The following is a 16,810-nucleotide window of genomic DNA, read 5'->3' on the forward strand; positions in this document are numbered from 1 at the left end:
GGAGCATCTCCGAAAAATACAGGGAGTCAGATGTAGTTATTGGACGAGAATTGCCTGCGCCAGTTCCAGATCGCCGACGGCGTGCCGTGCGCAATTGTGGCGTAATGATTCAAGGGCGGCTTCCAGGCGTGCACCACGGATCAGGCCGTCGCTGGCAACGAATGCGGCGGCATCGTCGCGGGCCTGTCTGACCAGTTTGCGGTCGAAGGGTGCGGCTGTGACCTGGCTGGTGACATAGCCGGTGATGACCAGGCTTTGTGTGGTCGTGTCCATGGCATGGGCGCTGGCCATGCCTGCGGCGGCGAACAGCAACGGCAACAGATAACGCATGAGCTTTCTTGAAGGCTGGAAAAATGAACGGCGAAGCCTACCTCAGGTGCGAGGGCCGAAGCCAACGCACCTGTTGTGCATGGCGCGTATCAGAGTGCCAGGATGGCCTGGGCCAGCTGTGCATCGCTGGCTTGCAGGGCCGGCATGTTCGAACGGATGTGTACAAAGGCGCTTTCCAGTCGGGCGCCGCGGATAGCGCCCTGGGTGCCGACGAAGCTGGCTGCGTCATCGCGGGCTGCCTGGACGATCTTGTCGTCACGGAACGAAGAACTCACGTCGGATGTGGCGTCGGTGGAGGCAGCAACGGCGCCCACTACCGCGTCGGTGGTGACAACGAAACTGGTGGCATTGGCAGTGCCAGCCAGGCCAAGCAGCAGGGCGGCGCCAAGCAGGTGTTTACGGGACATGATCGTGGACTCCTGGGGTAGGGTCAGGTTGGTTCTGCTTTATCGGACGTTTGCAGGATCGTCACGGTACGTTTCAACAACGGGTTCCAGCAGACGGTTATGCCAAGCGTATCACGCAGTGCTGCGTAGGGATGATAACGAGTGCTACGCCAGGCAACTGTTAAGGTGTTTTTTTGTATCTGTAAAACTGTACTGGTCGTGATCTCAAGTGCTCTACAGCGCATCTCTCGGGCAATAAAAAACCCGCTGCAGTTACCTGCAACGGGTTTGGGGAATTCACGGTGCCGGCCGAAGCCGGCAAGCCGGGAGCTTAGCGCCAGAAAGGCTTGCTCAGCTCTTCGTAACGCTGCGACTCGCTGATACCGGCGTCTGCCAGCAGGCGGGAGTCCAGGCGAGCCAGTTGACGACGGCTGGTCATACGGCGCTGCCACAGCAGCAGGGTCGACAATGCGCGCAGTGGCAGCGAGGTGTTGGATTGCTGGGCGTTGCTTTCAAAAACCAGACCGGAACTGAGGGTACGTTCCATGATGCTTCATCCTTCCGCTTATGGCGGCATTAGGTAGTGATTTAACTGATGCCAATGATCCTCCTCTGTCGTCCATAACAGTAGATACAGTTCAGTTGAAAGACGATGGCTCAGTTAACTGTGTAACCCTACTGTTGCACTCGAAATAGGCGCAACTGTACTGGTCCGCACTTATTTAGTGCGTTTTGATTCGAAGAAGGGGATTTGTCAGTCAGGAAGGTCTGAAATAACCAGTACAGTAGTACAGATTATGCTGCTAGTAGAGGGGTGGCGTAGTGATAGAAGGGTTTGACTGTTATGCCCATTCGCGGGCAAGCCCGCGAACAGGCCGGAACAGCGGAGGCAGGGCCGCCGTTCCGTACCACATCGGGATTAGCTAGCCAGCATGCGCCCGGTTTCTTCCAGGTTTTCGTGCCAGCTCAGGGCTTCACGCAGGATGTGCGGGGTATGGCCGCCACGCTGGCAGGCGCGGTCGAAGTAGTCGTTCAGCGCAGCGCGGTAGTCTGGGTGAACACAGTTGTCGATAATTGCTCGCGCCCGTTCGCGCGGCGCCAGGCCACGCAGGTCCGCCAGGCCCTGCTCGGTGACCAGGATGTCCACGTCGTGCTCGGTGTGGTCGACATGGCTGACCATTGGCACCACGCTGGAAATCGCCCCGCCTTTGGCAATCGACTTGGTGACGAACACCGCCAGGTGGGCGTTACGGGCGAAGTCGCCGGAGCCACCGATGCCGTTCATCATCCTGGTACCACAGACGTGGGTGGAGTTGACGTTGCCGTAGATATCGAACTCCAGTGCGGTGTTGATACCGATGATGCCCAGGCGACGTACCACTTCCGGGTGGTTGGAGATTTCCTGCGGGCGTAGCACCAGCTTGTCCTTGTAGCGTTCCAGGTTGCCGAACACATCGGCATTGCGGCGCGTCGACAGGGTGATCGAGCTGCCCGATGCGAAGCTAAGCTTGCCGGCGTCGATCAGGTCGAAGGTGGAGTCCTGCAGCACTTCGGAGTACATGGTCAGGTCTTCGAACGGCGACTCGATCAGGCCGCACATCACCGCGTTGGCAATGCTGCCAATGCCGGCTTGCAGCGGGCCGAGCTTGTTGGTCATACGGCCTGCATCCACTTCCTTCTTGAGGAAGTTGATCAGGTGGTCGGCGATGCCCTGTGTTTCATCATCTGGCGGCAGCACAGTGGACGGCGAGTCTGGCTGGTCGCTGATGACGATACCGACGATCTTGGCCGGGTCGATCGGGATCGCGGTGCTGCCGATACGGTCGTCTACCTTGACCAGCGGGATTGGCGTGCGAGTCGGGCGGTAGGTTGGGATATAGATGTCGTGCAGGCCTTCGAGGTTGGTGTTGTGCGAGAGGTTGATCTCTACAATCACCTGCTTGGCGAAGATCGCGAAGCTGGCCGAGTTGCCCACCGACGTGGTTGGCACGATGTGGCCTTGCTCGGTGATGGCCACGGCTTCGATGACCGCGATGTCCGGCAGCTTCAGCTGCTGGTTGCGCAGTTGCTCGACGGTTTCCGACAGGTGCTGGTCAATGAACATCACCTGGCCGTCATTGATGGCTTTGCGCAGGGTGCTGTCGACCTGGAACGGCATGCGGCGGGCCAACACACCGGCCTCGGTCAGTTGTTTGTCCAGGTCATTGCCCAGGCTGGCGCCGGTCATCAGGCTGATTTTCAGTGGCGATTGCTTGGCACGTTCGGCCAGTGCATGCGGTACGGCCTTGGCTTCGCCGGCGCGGGTGAAGCCGCTCATGCCGACAGTCATGCCGTCCTCGATCAGACCAGCGGCATCAGCCGCACTCATTACCTTGCTGTGCAGGGAGGACAAGCGGATACGATCACGGTACATGGATTGTTATCTCGGGCTACTGAAACTACTGCAGCGCAGTCTAGAGATTTCGCCCATTGCCGTCCCACGACCATGGTCGTATGAGAAGCCTTGTATTTGAGCCGTTGATCCGGATCAATAAAAGAAAAGCCCCGGCAGATTCTGACCGGGGCTTCCTTTATATCAGCTGGTTTGCAGCGGCTGGTGTCACTCCACTGCCTTGACCATGTCCTCGATGACCTTCTTGGCGTCACCGAACACCATCATGGTCTTGTCCAGATAGAACAGTTCGTTGTCCAGGCCGGCATAGCCGCTGGCCATCGAGCGTTTGTTGACGATGATGGTCTTGGCTTTGAACGCCTCGAGGATCGGCATGCCGGCGATTGGCGACTTGGGATCGTTCTTCGCCGCCGGGTTGACCACGTCGTTGGCGCCCAGCACCAGCACCACGTCGGCCTGGCCGAACTCGGCGTTGATGTCTTCCATCTCGAATACCTGATCGTACGGCACTTCAGCCTCGGCCAGCAGTACGTTCATGTGCCCGGGCATGCGGCCCGCCACCGGGTGAATCGCATACTTCACGGTCACGCCGTTGTGGGTCAGCTTCTCGGTCAGCTCTTTCAGTGCGTGTTGTGCGCGGGCCACCGCCAGGCCGTAGCCCGGAACGATGATCACGCTGTCGGCATTGCTGAGCAGGAAGGTGGCATCGTCAGCCGAACCGGACTTCACCGGCCGCTGTTCTTGCGAACCTTGCGCCGCGCCAGTGTCGGTATCGCCACCGAAGCCGCCAAGGATGACGTTGAAGAACGAGCGGTTCATCGCCTTGCACATGATGTACGAGAGGATGGCACCGGACGAACCTACCAGGGAACCGGCGATGATCAGCATCGAGTTGTTCAGCGAGAAGCCGATGCCGGCCGCTGCCCACCCCGAGTAGCTGTTGAGCATCGACACCACCACTGGCATGTCGGCGCCGCCGATCGGAATAATGATCAGCACACCCATGATGAAGGCCAGGACCAGCATCAGGGTGAAGGCACTGTAGTGGCCAGTGAAAGTGAACAGCAGGCCAAGGGCGATGGTGGTCAGGCCAAGGATCAGGTTCAGTTTGTGCTGGCCAGCGAACTGTACCGGTGCGCCTTGGAAGAGGCGGAACTTGTACTTGCCCGACAATTTGCCAAAGGCGATCACCGAACCGGAGAAGGTAATGGCACCGATGGCAGCACCGAGGAACAGCTCCAGGCGGTTGCCGGTGGGGATCGGATCGCTGATGGCAGCCACAATGCCCATCGACTGTGGCTCCAGCACGGCGGCGATGGCAATGAACACCGCGGCCAGGCCGATCATGCTGTGCATGAAAGCGACCAGTTCGGGCATCTTGGTCATTTCGACGCGCTTGGCCATGATCGAACCGGCGGTGCCACCGACCAGCAGGCCGACGATGACATAGCCGATACCGGCAGTGGCAAGTTCAGCCCCAAGCTTATAAATGAGGCCGACCGTCGTGAGGATGGCGAGCCCCATGCCGATCATGCCGAACAGATTGCCGCGCCGCGAGGTAGTCGGGTGCGACAGGCCCTTGAGCGCCTGGATGAAGCACACCGAGGCGACGAGGTAGAGGAGCGTTACCAGATTCATGCTCATGCTTACTTCTTCGCCTCGTTCTTGGTTTTCTTCTTGAACATTTCAAGCATGCGGCGGGTGACCAGGAAGCCACCGAACACGTTGACTGCGGCAAGGGCCACGGCCAGGGTGCCCATCAGCTTGCCGGCCGGGGTCACGGTCAGGGCCGCGGCCAGCATGGCGCCGACGATGACGATTGCCGAGATGGCATTGGTGACCGCCATCAGTGGGGTGTGCAGCGCCGGGGTGACGTTCCACACCACGTGGTAGCCCACATAGATGGCCAGCACGAAAATGATCAGGTTGTAGATGCCGTGGGAAATCAGCATGTCTTCCATTGTCGTGCTCCTTAGCCGTTCTTGCGGACGATCTGACCATCACGGCACATCAGGCAGGCCGCGACGATGTCGTCTTCGAGGTTGATGATCAGCGCGCCATCCTTGTCGAACAGCAGCTTCATGAAGTCCAGCAGGTTGCGTGCATACAGTGCCGAGGCATCGGCACTCACCTGGGCCGGCAGGTTGGTCGGGCCGACGATGGTCACGCCGTTCTCCTGCACCACCTGGTCTGCGACGGTCAGTGGGCAGTTGCCGCCTTGGGCTGCAGCCAGGTCGATGACCACCGAGCCAGGCTTCATCTGCGCCACGGTTTCGGCGCTCAGCAGGGTTGGCGCCTTGCGCCCGGGGATCAGCGCGGTGGTGATGACGATATCGGCCTGCTTGGCGCGCTCGTGCACGGCCTGCGCCTGGCGCTGCATCCAACTGGCCGGCATTGGTCGGGCATAGCCGCCAACACCTTCGGCGCATTCTCGCTCCTCGTCGGTCTCGTAGGGCACGTCGATGAATTTTGCACCCAGTGATTCGATCTGCTCTTTCACCGCCGGGCGAACGTCGGATGCTTCGATCACCGCACCCAGGCGCTTGGCGGTGGCGATAGCCTGCAAGCCGGCAACGCCAGCGCCCAGTACCAAGACGCGTGCGGCCTTAACGGTACCGGCAGCGGTCATCAGCATTGGCATGAAGCGTGGGTAGTGATGGGCTGCCAGCAACACGGCCTTGTAGCCGGCGATGTTGGCCTGCGACGACAGCACGTCCAGGCTCTGCGCCCGCGAGGTTCGCGGCGCGGCTTCCAGGGCGAAGGCGGTAATACCGCGTTCGGCCATCTTGCCGATCAGTTCACCGTTGAAGGGGTTGAGCATGCCCACCAGAAGGCTGCCGCTGTTGATCAGGGCCAGTTCCTGGTCGTTGGGGGCGACCACTTTGAGTACCAATTGGGCGCCGTAGGCATCGGCGGCGCTTCCAAGGGAAGCACCCACGGCTTCATAGGCACTGTCCGGAATGGCGGCGTTGAGCCCTGCCCCCCGTTGAACGGTGACCTGATGGCCCTGGCCAATCAGTTTCTTGATGGTTTCGGGGGTCGCAGCGACCCTTGTCTCACCGGTCTGCGTCTCGAGAGGAACACCAATGTGCACGACTATTTCTCCTGCGGTGACCTTTTGTCTTTGTAGAAGCCAGCACACTTCGGATGGTGCGCTGGGGCGGCTGTGGAGCGCCAACCCGCCGGATCCCGGGCGGGGCGAAGCATTTTGCAGACGAACCCGAAGGCCTTCAACCGGTTCTGAAGCGAAACGAAGTCAAAACTACAAGTCACCCTGTGACCGCTTGTCGCAGCAATAGGGTTGCAGCCCCTCAAACATGCGCCATTGGCAGATTAGGAGAAAAAATCAAAAAAAAAGCGGCCAATTCGCTTACGACTAGTTGGATGTCGCAAAATAACCCGCAAAGCCGCGTACTGAGCACGGTTAAAGGGTGTTTTTATGCTTGCGTTACAGTTTGCGAATATGCGACATATACATATATCTGTAGGTGTTTAAAATAATTGACTACAGGGTCAATTTGTCGCGCTTGCCCCTGATCTATTCAGGTAGGCCTGAGCCTGGCTTACCAGCCAGTCGCGAAAGGCGCGTAGCGACGCCGACTCCACCTTGCGCTCTGGAATCATCAGATAGTAGGCCTTGTCGCTACTCAGGGCATGCCTGTTAGCGACCACCAGCCTTCCCTCCTCCAACTCCCGCTGGATCAGGAACGGTGGTATCAGGGCAATGCCCATGTCGTGCATGGCCGCCTGGGCGAGCATCGAGAATAGTTCATAGCGCGGGCCTGTCATGTCGCGCTCCACATTCATGCCCACACTGCCGAACCATTGCCGCCAGGCATACGGGCGCGTGCTCTGCTGCAGCAGTGGTAGCTGCGCGATGTGGCGTGCCTCGAGCATGCCCTGGCCGTTCAGCAGTGCCGGGCTGCACACGGGTACTGGGTTTTCACCCATCAGTTGGTGCGACTGGGTGCCTGACCAGTCCGCATCACCAAAATAGATGGCGGCATCGAAGGTAGTGTCGGCGAACAGGAATGGCCGGGTGCGGTTGGTGAGGTTGACTGTGACCTCCGGGTGGCGCTGCTGGAAGTCCTTGAGCCGTGGCAGGAGCCATTGAGTGCCAAACGTCGGCACTACCGCCAGCTCGATCACATTGGCGCCTTGCTGGCGCATGACCGACAAGGTATCGCGCTCCACGGCGTCCAGTTGGGCCGCCACCTGGCGACTGTAGGACAGGCCGGCTTCGGTCAGCCTTACGCCGCGGCGCGAGCGACGGAACAGTTCCACATTAAGGAAGGCTTCCAGGCCACCGATCTGCCGACAGACGGCACCCTGGGTCAGCGCGAGTTCCTGGGCAGCCTTGGTAAAGCTCTCGTTACGGGCTGCCGCCTCGAAGCAAATCAGGGCGGCGGTACTGGGGATCTTACGGCGCATGTACGTCAACCTCACTTGTAAGGCTGTCAATAAGGCGTTTTGCCGATTTACGGAGTGACAAAATATCACTAATTGGTGCGCAATCCTCGTTTGTCCCGGCGGCCGATCAGGCCTAGGCTCAAAGGCACAAGAAACTGACCCCTATTTCGAGGATTCGCTCATGGCCGGTAAAGCAAGCTTCAACTGGATCGACCCGTTGCTGCTGGATCAGCAGCTCACTGAAGAAGAGCGCATGGTGCGTGACAGCGCTTATCAGTTCGCCCAGGACAAGCTGGCCCCGCGTGTGCTTGAGGCCTTCCGCCATGAGCAGACCGATCCGGCGATCTTCCGCGAGATGGGTGAAGTAGGCCTGTTGGGTGCAACCATTCCCGAGCAATACGGTGGCAGTGGCCTGAATTATGTGTGCTATGGCCTTATTGCTCGCGAAGTGGAACGTATCGACTCAGGTTACCGCTCGATGATGAGTGTGCAGTCGTCGCTGGTGATGGTGCCGATCAACGAATTTGGCACCGAAGCTCAAAAGCAGAAGTACCTCCCCAAGTTGGCCAGTGGCGAGTGGATCGGTTGCTTCGGTCTGACCGAGCCTAACCATGGCTCCGATCCTGGTTCGATGATTACGCGCGCGAGGAAGGTCGACGGTGGCTACCGGCTGACCGGCAGTAAAATGTGGATCACCAACAGTCCCATCGCCGATGTGTTCGTGGTGTGGGCCAAGGATGATGCGGGCGATATTCGTGGCTTCGTACTGGAAAAAGGCTGGCAAGGCCTCAGTGCCCCGGCAATCCATGGCAAGGTTGGCCTGCGCGCGTCGATCACTGGTGAAATCGTCATGGACAATGTGTTCGTGCCAGAAGAGAACATCTTCCCGGACGTGCGTGGCCTCAAGGGCCCGTTCACCTGTCTGAACTCGGCTCGCTATGGTATTTCGTGGGGTGCGCTGGGTGCCGCTGAAGCCTGCTGGCACACCGCCCGCCAATACACTCTGGATCGTCAGCAGTTTGGTCGTCCACTGGCCGCCAACCAGTTGATACAGAAGAAGCTTGCCGACATGCAGACAGAAATCACCCTGGCGCTGCAGGGCTGCCTGCGTCTGGGTCGCATGAAGGATGAAGGGACGGCTGCGGTGGAAATCACCTCCATCATGAAGCGCAATTCCTGCGGCAAGGCGCTGGATATCGCCCGTATGGCGCGTGACATGCTGGGCGGCAACGGCATCTCCGACGAGTTTGGTGTGGCCCGCCACCTGGTTAACCTGGAGGTGGTCAACACCTATGAAGGTACCCACGACGTGCATGCACTTATCCTGGGGCGTGCGCAGACTGGTATCCAGGCGTTCTATTAATAAGGAGCAAGCCATGGGCGCGCTATCACATCTGCGGGTGCTAGACCTTTCGCGCGTGTTGGCCGGCCCGTGGTCTGGTCAGATTCTGGCTGACCTTGGCGCCGACGTGATCAAGGTCGAGCGCCCAGGCAGTGGCGACGATACCCGCTCATGGGGGCCGCCTTTCCTCAAGGATGTCGAAGGTGAGGACACCAGTGAGGCGGCCTATTACCTGTCGGCCAACCGCAACAAGCGCTCGGTGACCATCGACTTTACCCAGCCGGAGGGGCAGCGGCTGGTGCGTGAACTGGCGGCGAAGTGCGATATCGTCATAGAGAACTTCAAGGTAGGTGGGCTGGCTGCCTATGGCCTGGACTACCAGAGCCTGAAGGCGATAAACCCGCAGCTCATCTATTGCTCCATTACCGGCTTCGGTCAGACCGGGCCCTATGCCAAGCGCGCTGGCTATGACTTCATGATCCAGGGGTTGGGTGGGCTGATGAGCCTGACTGGTCGTCCGGAGGGTGAAGAGGGCGCCGGGCCGGTCAAGGTGGGGGTGGCGCTTACCGACATTCTGACCGGGTTGTATTCCACGGTCGCCATGCTGGCTGCCCTCGCCCACCGGGATCAGGCCGGGGTCGGTCAGCATGTCGACATGGCATTGCTCGATGTGCAGGTGGCCTGCCTAGCGAACCAGGCAATGAACTACCTGACCACGGGCACCCCTCCTCGTCGGCTGGGTAATGCGCATCCTAATATAGTCCCTTACCAGGACTTTCCGACGGCAGATGGCGATTTCATTCTTACCGTCGGTAATGACAGCCAGTTCCGTAAATTCGCTGAGGTGGCCGGGCACCCGCAATGGGCGGAGGACCCTCGGTTCGTTACCAATAAGCTGCGGGTGGCCAACCGGGCTGAGCTGATACCACTAATTCGCCAGGCTACGGTGTTCAAGACCACAGCTGAGTGGGTGGCCCAGTTGGAGGCTGCAGGAGTGCCATGTGGGCCTATCAATAACCTGGCGCAGATGTTCCAGGACCCCCAGGTGCTGGCGCGCGGGTTGGCGTTGAATATCCCGCATCCATTGGCGGGTAGTGTGCCGCAAGTTGCGAGCCCGATACGGTTGTCGGAGACGCCAGTGGAGTATCGCCGGGCGCCACCACTGCTGGGCGAGCATACCGAAGTGGTGCTGGGGGAAGTGTTGGGGCTGGATGCCGGCGAGGTACAGCGTCTGCGTGGTGCTGGTGTGCTCTAGATGAAAAGCGGGGAGGCCGTCAGGCCTCCCCGCTTTGTTTTTCTGCGCTATCAAAGATTATTGAAATTAAAGGTTGACGCGCTTTCGAATCCCCTTATAATGCGCCCCACTTCCAGCGACATCGGAACGAAAAACTCCTTGAGATTCAAAGAGTTAAGTAGTTAAGACGAAAGCTGGAAGGGCTACGATCGAATGATCGAAAGCGGTTGAAATGGTGGTTGACAGCGCTTTCAAGTGCTGTATGATTCGCCTCCCGCTACGAGAGATCGCAGCGAGCCAAGTGTTTGAAGCTAAACGAGTTTCTCGCAAAAACTTCAAAATAAACGCTTGACAGGCTCTGAGGAAAGCGTAGAATGCGCGCCTCGGTTGAGACGAAAAGCTCTTAACCAAACGCTCTTTAACAAATCGAATCAAGCAATTCGTGTGGGTGCTTGTGAGTGCGGACTGATAGTCAAAAAGATTATCAGCATCACAAGTGACCATGCGAGAAATCACATAGTCATTTGAGATTGCTGAGCCAAGTTTAGGGTTTCTTAAAAACCCAAGCAGTATTGAACTGAAGAGTTTGATCATGGCTCAGATTGAACGCTGGCGGCAGGCCTAACACATGCAAGTCGAGCGGATGACGGGAGCTTGCTCCTTGATTCAGCGGCGGACGGGTGAGTAATGCCTAGGAATCTGCCTGGTAGTGGGGGACAACGTTTCGAAAGGAACGCTAATACCGCATACGTCCTACGGGAGAAAGCAGGGGACCTTCGGGCCTTGCGCTATCAGATGAGCCTAGGTCGGATTAGCTAGTTGGTGGGGTAATGGCTCACCAAGGCGACGATCCGTAACTGGTCTGAGAGGATGATCAGTCACACTGGAACTGAGACACGGTCCAGACTCCTACGGGAGGCAGCAGTGGGGAATATTGGACAATGGGCGAAAGCCTGATCCAGCCATGCCGCGTGTGTGAAGAAGGTCTTCGGATTGTAAAGCACTTTAAGTTGGGAGGAAGGGCAGTAAGCTAATACCTTGCTGTTTTGACGTTACCGACAGAATAAGCACCGGCTAACTCTGTGCCAGCAGCCGCGGTAATACAGAGGGTGCAAGCGTTAATCGGAATTACTGGGCGTAAAGCGCGCGTAGGTGGTTTGTTAAGTTGGATGTGAAAGCCCCGGGCTCAACCTGGGAACTGCATCCAAAACTGGCAAGCTAGAGTACGGTAGAGGGTGGTGGAATTTCCTGTGTAGCGGTGAAATGCGTAGATATAGGAAGGAACACCAGTGGCGAAGGCGACCACCTGGACTGATACTGACACTGAGGTGCGAAAGCGTGGGGAGCAAACAGGATTAGATACCCTGGTAGTCCACGCCGTAAACGATGTCAACTAGCCGTTGGAATCCTTGAGATTTTAGTGGCGCAGCTAACGCATTAAGTTGACCGCCTGGGGAGTACGGCCGCAAGGTTAAAACTCAAATGAATTGACGGGGGCCCGCACAAGCGGTGGAGCATGTGGTTTAATTCGAAGCAACGCGAAGAACCTTACCAGGCCTTGACATGCAGAGAACTTTCCAGAGATGGATTGGTGCCTTCGGGAACTCTGACACAGGTGCTGCATGGCTGTCGTCAGCTCGTGTCGTGAGATGTTGGGTTAAGTCCCGTAACGAGCGCAACCCTTGTCCTTAGTTACCAGCACGTTATGGTGGGCACTCTAAGGAGACTGCCGGTGACAAACCGGAGGAAGGTGGGGATGACGTCAAGTCATCATGGCCCTTACGGCCTGGGCTACACACGTGCTACAATGGTCGGTACAGAGGGTTGCCAAGCCGCGAGGTGGAGCTAATCTCACAAAACCGATCGTAGTCCGGATCGCAGTCTGCAACTCGACTGCGTGAAGTCGGAATCGCTAGTAATCGCGAATCAGAATGTCGCGGTGAATACGTTCCCGGGCCTTGTACACACCGCCCGTCACACCATGGGAGTGGGTTGCACCAGAAGTAGCTAGTCTAACCTTCGGGGGGACGGTTACCACGGTGTGATTCATGACTGGGGTGAAGTCGTAACAAGGTAGCCGTAGGGGAACCTGCGGCTGGATCACCTCCTTAATCGACGACATCAGCCTGCTGATGAGCTCCCACACGAATTGCTTGATTCATTGTCGAAGACGTTTTTCCTGGTCAGAGCCTGGAAATGAGCATTCGCATCGAATGTTGATTTCTGGCTTTTGTCAGATCGTTCTTTAAAAATTCGGATATGTGATAGATATAGACTGAACACCAGTTTCACTGCTGGTGGATCAGGCTAAGGTAAAATTTGTGAGTTCTGCTCGAAAGAGCAACGTACGAATTTTCGGCGAATGTCGTCTTCACAGTATAACCAGATTGCTTGGGGTTATATGGTCAAGTGAAGAAGCGCATACGGTGGATGCCTTGGCAGTCAGAGGCGATGAAAGACGTGGTAGCCTGCGATAAGCTTTGGGGAGTCGGCAAACAGACTGTGATCCAGAGATCTCTGAATGGGGGAACCCAGCCAGCACAAGCTGGTTATCTTGTACTGAATACATAGGTGCAAGAGGCGAACCAGGGGAACTGAAACATCTAAGTACCCTGAGGAAAAGAAATCAACCGAGATTCCCTTAGTAGTGGCGAGCGAACGGGGACCAGCCCTTAAGTTGGTTTGAGATTAGTGGAACGCTCTGGAAAGTGCGGCCATAGTGGGTGATAGCCCCGTACACGAAAATCTCTTATCAATGAAATCGAGTAGGACGGAGCACGAGAAACTTTGTCTGAATATGGGGGGACCATCCTCCAAGGCTAAATACTACTGACTGACCGATAGTGAACCAGTACCGTGAGGGAAAGGCGAAAAGAACCCCGGAGAGGGGAGTGAAATAGAACCTGAAACCGTATGCGTACAAGCAGTGGGAGCCTACTTTGTTAGGTGACTGCGTACCTTTTGTATAATGGGTCAGCGACTTATATTCAGTGGCGAGCTTAACCGAATAGGGGAGGCGTAGCGAAAGCGAGTCTTAATAGGGCGTTTAGTCGCTGGGTATAGACCCGAAACCGGGCGATCTATCCATGGGCAGGTTGAAGGTTAGGTAACACTGACTGGAGGACCGAACCGACTACCGTTGAAAAGTTAGCGGATGACCTGTGGATCGGAGTGAAAGGCTAATCAAGCTCGGAGATAGCTGGTTCTCCTCGAAAGCTATTTAGGTAGCGCCTCATGTATCACTGTAGGGGGTAGAGCACTGTTTCGGCTAGGGGGTCATCCCGACTTACCAAACCGATGCAAACTCCGAATACCTACAAGTGCCGAGCATGGGAGACACACGGCGGGTGCTAACGTCCGTCGTGAAAAGGGAAACAACCCAGACCGTCAGCTAAGGTCCCAAAGTCATGGTTAAGTGGGAAACGATGTGGGAAGGCTTAGACAGCTAGGAGGTTGGCTTAGAAGCAGCCACCCTTTAAAGAAAGCGTAATAGCTCACTAGTCGAGTCGGCCTGCGCGGAAGATGTAACGGGGCTCAAACCATGCACCGAAGCTACGGGTATCATCGTATGATGATGCGGTAGAGGAGCGTTCTGTAAGCCTGTGAAGGTGAGTTGAGAAGCTTGCTGGAGGTATCAGAAGTGCGAATGCTGACATGAGTAACGACAATGCGAGTGAAAAACTCGCACGCCGAAAGACCAAGGTTTCCTGCGCAACGTTAATCGACGCAGGGTTAGTCGGTCCCTAAGGCGAGGCTGAAAAGCGTAGTCGATGGAAAACAGGTTAATATTCCTGTACTTCCAGTTATTGCGATGGAGGGACGGAGAAGGTTAGGCCAGCCTGGCGTTGGTTGTCCAGGTTTAAGGTGGTAGGCTGAAATCTTAGGCAAATCCGGGATTTCAAGGCCGAGAGCTGATGACGAGTTGCCTTTAGGCGACGAAGTGGTTGATACCATGCTTCCAAGAAAAGCTCCTAAGCTTCAGATAACTGGGAACCGTACCCCAAACCGACACAGGTGGTTAGGTAGAGAATACCAAGGCGCTTGAGAGAACTCGGGTGAAGGAACTAGGCAAAATGGCACCGTAACTTCGGGAGAAGGTGCGCCGGCGAGGGTGAAGGACTTGCTCCGTAAGCCCATGCCGGTCGAAGATACCAGGCCGCTGCGACTGTTTATTAAAAACACAGCACTCTGCAAACACGAAAGTGGACGTATAGGGTGTGACGCCTGCCCGGTGCCGGAAGGTTAATTGATGGGGTTAGCGCAAGCGAAGCTCTTGATCGAAGCCCCGGTAAACGGCGGCCGTAACTATAACGGTCCTAAGGTAGCGAAATTCCTTGTCGGGTAAGTTCCGACCTGCACGAATGGCGTAACGATGGCGGCGCTGTCTCCACCCGAGACTCAGTGAAATTGAAATCGCTGTGAAGATGCAGTGTATCCGCGGCTAGACGGAAAGACCCCGTGAACCTTTACTATAGCTTTGCACTGGACTTTGAATTTGCTTGTGTAGGATAGGTGGGAGGCTTTGAAGTGGGGACGCCAGTTCTCATGGAGCCATCCTTGAAATACCACCCTGGCAACTTTGAGGTTCTAACTCAGGTCCGTTATCCGGATCGAGGACAGTGTATGGTGGGTAGTTTGACTGGGGCGGTCTCCTCCCAAAGAGTAACGGAGGAGTACGAAGGTGCGCTCAGACCGGTCGGAAATCGGTCGTAGAGTATAAAGGCAAAAGCGCGCTTGACTGCGAGACAAACACGTCGAGCAGGTACGAAAGTAGGTCTTAGTGATCCGGTGGTTCTGTATGGAAGGGCCATCGCTCAACGGATAAAAGGTACTCCGGGGATAACAGGCTGATACCGCCCAAGAGTTCATATCGACGGCGGTGTTTGGCACCTCGATGTCGGCTCATCACATCCTGGGGCTGAAGCCGGTCCCAAGGGTATGGCTGTTCGCCATTTAAAGTGGTACGCGAGCTGGGTTTAGAACGTCGTGAGACAGTTCGGTCCCTATCTGCCGTGGACGTTTGAGATTTGAGAGGGGCTGCTCCTAGTACGAGAGGACCGGAGTGGACGAACCTCTGGTGTTCCGGTTGTCACGCCAGTGGCATTGCCGGGTAGCTATGTTCGGAAGAGATAACCGCTGAAAGCATCTAAGCGGGAAACTTGCCTCAAGATGAGATCTCACTGGGATCTTGAATCCCCTAAAGGGCCGTCGAAGACTACGACGTTGATAGGTTGGGTGTGTAAGCGCTGTGAGGCGTTGAGCTAACCAATACTAATTGCCCGTGAGGCTTGACCATATAACACCCAAGCAATTTGCTGACGCAGATTGCGGTGGTGAAGACGAAAGACCCGAAAATTCGTAAGACCACAAACATCACATATCCGGATTCGCTGGGCTGTCCATCTGGACATTCTGGCAACAGAATTTCTTGACGACCATAGAGCATTGGAACCACCTGATCCCATCCCGAACTCAGTAGTGAAACGATGCATCGCCGATGGTAGTGTGGGGTTTCCCCATGTGAGAGTAGGTCATCGTCAAGATTCATTTCGCAAAACCCCTATCTGCGCATGCAGGTAGGGGTTTTGTCTTTAAGTAGAAGCTATCGCTTCTCCTGGTAGGCTGAACAGCCAGCTGGTGGTGGTAAAAAGGTGGTTGACAGCGTTTTTGGATGCTGTATTATTCACCTCCCGCGACGAGAGATCGAAGCGAGCCAAGTGTCTGAAGTTAAACGAGTTTCTCGAAAAACTTCAAAATAAACACTTGACAGACTCTGAGGAAAGCGTAGAATGCGCGCCTCGGTTGAGACGAAAAGCTCTTAACCAAACGCTCTTTAACAAATTGAATCAAGCAATTCGTGTGGGTGCTTGTGAGTATGGACTGATAGTCAAAAAGATTATCAGCATCACAAGTGACCATGCGAGAAATCACATAGTCATTTGAGATTGCTGAGCCAAGTTTAGGGTTTCTTAAAAACCCAAGCAGTATTGAACTGAAGAGTTTGATCATGGCTCAGATTGAACGCTGGCGGCAGGCCTAACACATGCAAGTCGAGCGGATGACGGGAGCTTGCTCCTTGATTCAGCGGCGGACGGGTGAGTAATGCCTAGGAATCTGCCTGGTAGTGGGGGACAACGTTTCGAAAGGAACGCTAATACCGCATACGTCCTACGGGAGAAAGCAGGGGACCTTCGGGCCTTGCGCTATCAGATGAGCCTAGGTCGGATTAGCTAGTTGGTGGGGTAATGGCTCACCAAGGCGACGATCCGTAACTGGTCTGAGAGGATGATCAGTCACACTGGAACTGAGACACGGTCCAGACTCCTACGGGAGGCAGCAGTGGGGAATATTGGACAATGGGCGAAAGCCTGATCCAGCCATGCCGCGTGTGTGAAGAAGGTCTTCGGATTGTAAAGCACTTTAAGTTGGGAGGAAGGGCAGTAAGCTAATACCTTGCTGTTTTGACGTTACCGACAGAATAAGCACCGGCTAACTCTGTGCCAGCAGCCGCGGTAATACAGAGGGTGCAAGCGTTAATCGGAATTACTGGGCGTAAAGCGCGCGTAGGTGGTTTGTTAAGTTGGATGTGAAAGCCCCGGGCTCAACCTGGGAACTGCATCCAAAACTGGCAAGCTAGAGTACGGTAGAGGGTGGTGGAATTTCCTGTGTAGCGGTGAAATGCGTAGATATAGGAAGGAACACCAGTGGCGAAGGCG

The 16,810-nt window shown here is 56.3% G+C and carries 10 protein-coding genes and 4 rRNA genes (1 of these 14 cut by a window edge); 6 read left to right on the plus strand and 8 right to left on the minus strand.

Features of this window, described 5'->3' with window-relative positions:
* Positions 1 to 36 precede the first annotated feature (36 nt).
* The 8 genes from ACZ889_RS04560 to ACZ889_RS04595 all read right to left on the minus strand — a co-directional run bounded on the left by ACZ889_RS04560 (position 37) and on the right by ACZ889_RS04595 (position 7,539).
* A complete protein-coding gene (locus ACZ889_RS04560; protein WP_011953168.1) occupies positions 37 to 330 on the minus strand; it encodes a DUF2388 domain-containing protein in 294 nt (97 codons plus the stop codon).
* 89 nt (positions 331 to 419) lie between these two features.
* On the minus strand, positions 420 to 737 hold the full coding sequence (locus ACZ889_RS04565; protein ID WP_011953169.1) for a DUF2388 domain-containing protein: 318 nt from the start codon (positions 735 to 737) through the stop codon (positions 420 to 422).
* A gap of 310 nt (positions 738 to 1,047) precedes the next feature.
* The gene (locus tag ACZ889_RS04570; RefSeq protein WP_003252924.1) at positions 1,048 to 1,263 is read right to left on the minus strand and encodes a DUF1127 domain-containing protein; all 216 of its coding nucleotides are present in this window, start codon (positions 1,261 to 1,263) and stop codon (positions 1,048 to 1,050) included.
* Positions 1,264 to 1,635: 372 nt separating this feature from the next.
* Entirely contained in the window at positions 1,636 to 3,129 is a 1,494-nt protein-coding gene (locus tag ACZ889_RS04575) for an acetyl-CoA hydrolase/transferase family protein (RefSeq protein WP_003252922.1), read from the minus strand.
* 186 nt (positions 3,130 to 3,315) lie between these two features.
* Complete coding sequence (locus ACZ889_RS04580) at positions 3,316 to 4,752, minus strand: NAD(P)(+) transhydrogenase (Re/Si-specific) subunit beta (protein ID WP_003252919.1); 1,437 nt, start codon at positions 4,750 to 4,752, stop codon at positions 3,316 to 3,318.
* A 2-nt stretch (positions 4,753 to 4,754) separates the two neighbouring features.
* Positions 4,755 to 5,069, minus strand: coding sequence for an NAD(P) transhydrogenase subunit alpha part 2 (locus ACZ889_RS04585; RefSeq protein WP_003252914.1), 315 nt, complete (start codon positions 5,067 to 5,069; stop codon positions 4,755 to 4,757).
* A gap of 11 nt (positions 5,070 to 5,080) precedes the next feature.
* Positions 5,081 to 6,202 carry a Re/Si-specific NAD(P)(+) transhydrogenase subunit alpha gene (locus ACZ889_RS04590; RefSeq protein WP_003252911.1) on the minus strand — a complete coding sequence of 374 codons (1,122 nt, stop codon included), beginning with the start codon at positions 6,200 to 6,202 and terminating at the stop codon, positions 5,081 to 5,083.
* 419 nt (positions 6,203 to 6,621) lie between these two features.
* Positions 6,622 to 7,539: a LysR family transcriptional regulator gene (locus tag ACZ889_RS04595; RefSeq protein ID WP_004575245.1), complete on the minus strand. Its 918-nt coding sequence runs from the start codon at positions 7,537 to 7,539 to the stop codon at positions 6,622 to 6,624.
* Between the two features lie 160 nt (positions 7,540 to 7,699).
* Here ACZ889_RS04595 and ACZ889_RS04600 point away from each other — a divergent pair, with 160 nt between their 5' ends.
* The 6 genes from ACZ889_RS04600 to ACZ889_RS04625 all read left to right on the plus strand — a co-directional run.
* Positions 7,700 to 8,881: an acyl-CoA dehydrogenase gene (locus tag ACZ889_RS04600; RefSeq protein ID WP_003252907.1), complete on the plus strand. Its 1,182-nt coding sequence runs from the start codon at positions 7,700 to 7,702 to the stop codon at positions 8,879 to 8,881.
* Positions 8,882 to 8,894: 13 nt separating this feature from the next.
* Positions 8,895 to 10,115 (plus strand): CaiB/BaiF CoA transferase family protein, encoded by a 1,221-nt coding sequence (locus tag ACZ889_RS04605; RefSeq protein WP_476257201.1) that lies wholly within the window; start codon positions 8,895 to 8,897, stop codon positions 10,113 to 10,115.
* Between the two features lie 553 nt (positions 10,116 to 10,668).
* Positions 10,669 to 12,205: ribosomal RNA gene (locus ACZ889_RS04610) — 16S ribosomal RNA — on the plus strand.
* 292 nt (positions 12,206 to 12,497) lie between these two features.
* A 23S ribosomal RNA gene (locus tag ACZ889_RS04615) occupies positions 12,498 to 15,390 on the plus strand.
* 131 nt (positions 15,391 to 15,521) lie between these two features.
* Positions 15,522 to 15,637, plus strand: a 5S ribosomal RNA gene (gene rrf, locus ACZ889_RS04620).
* 446 nt (positions 15,638 to 16,083) lie between these two features.
* Positions 16,084 to 16,810: ribosomal RNA gene (locus tag ACZ889_RS04625) — 16S ribosomal RNA — on the plus strand; it runs 810 nt beyond the window's last position.
* The 16S, 23S and 5S rRNA genes sit together here, the layout of an rRNA operon.

The sequence above is a fragment of the Pseudomonas sp. TE3895 genome, from assembly GCF_056278855.1.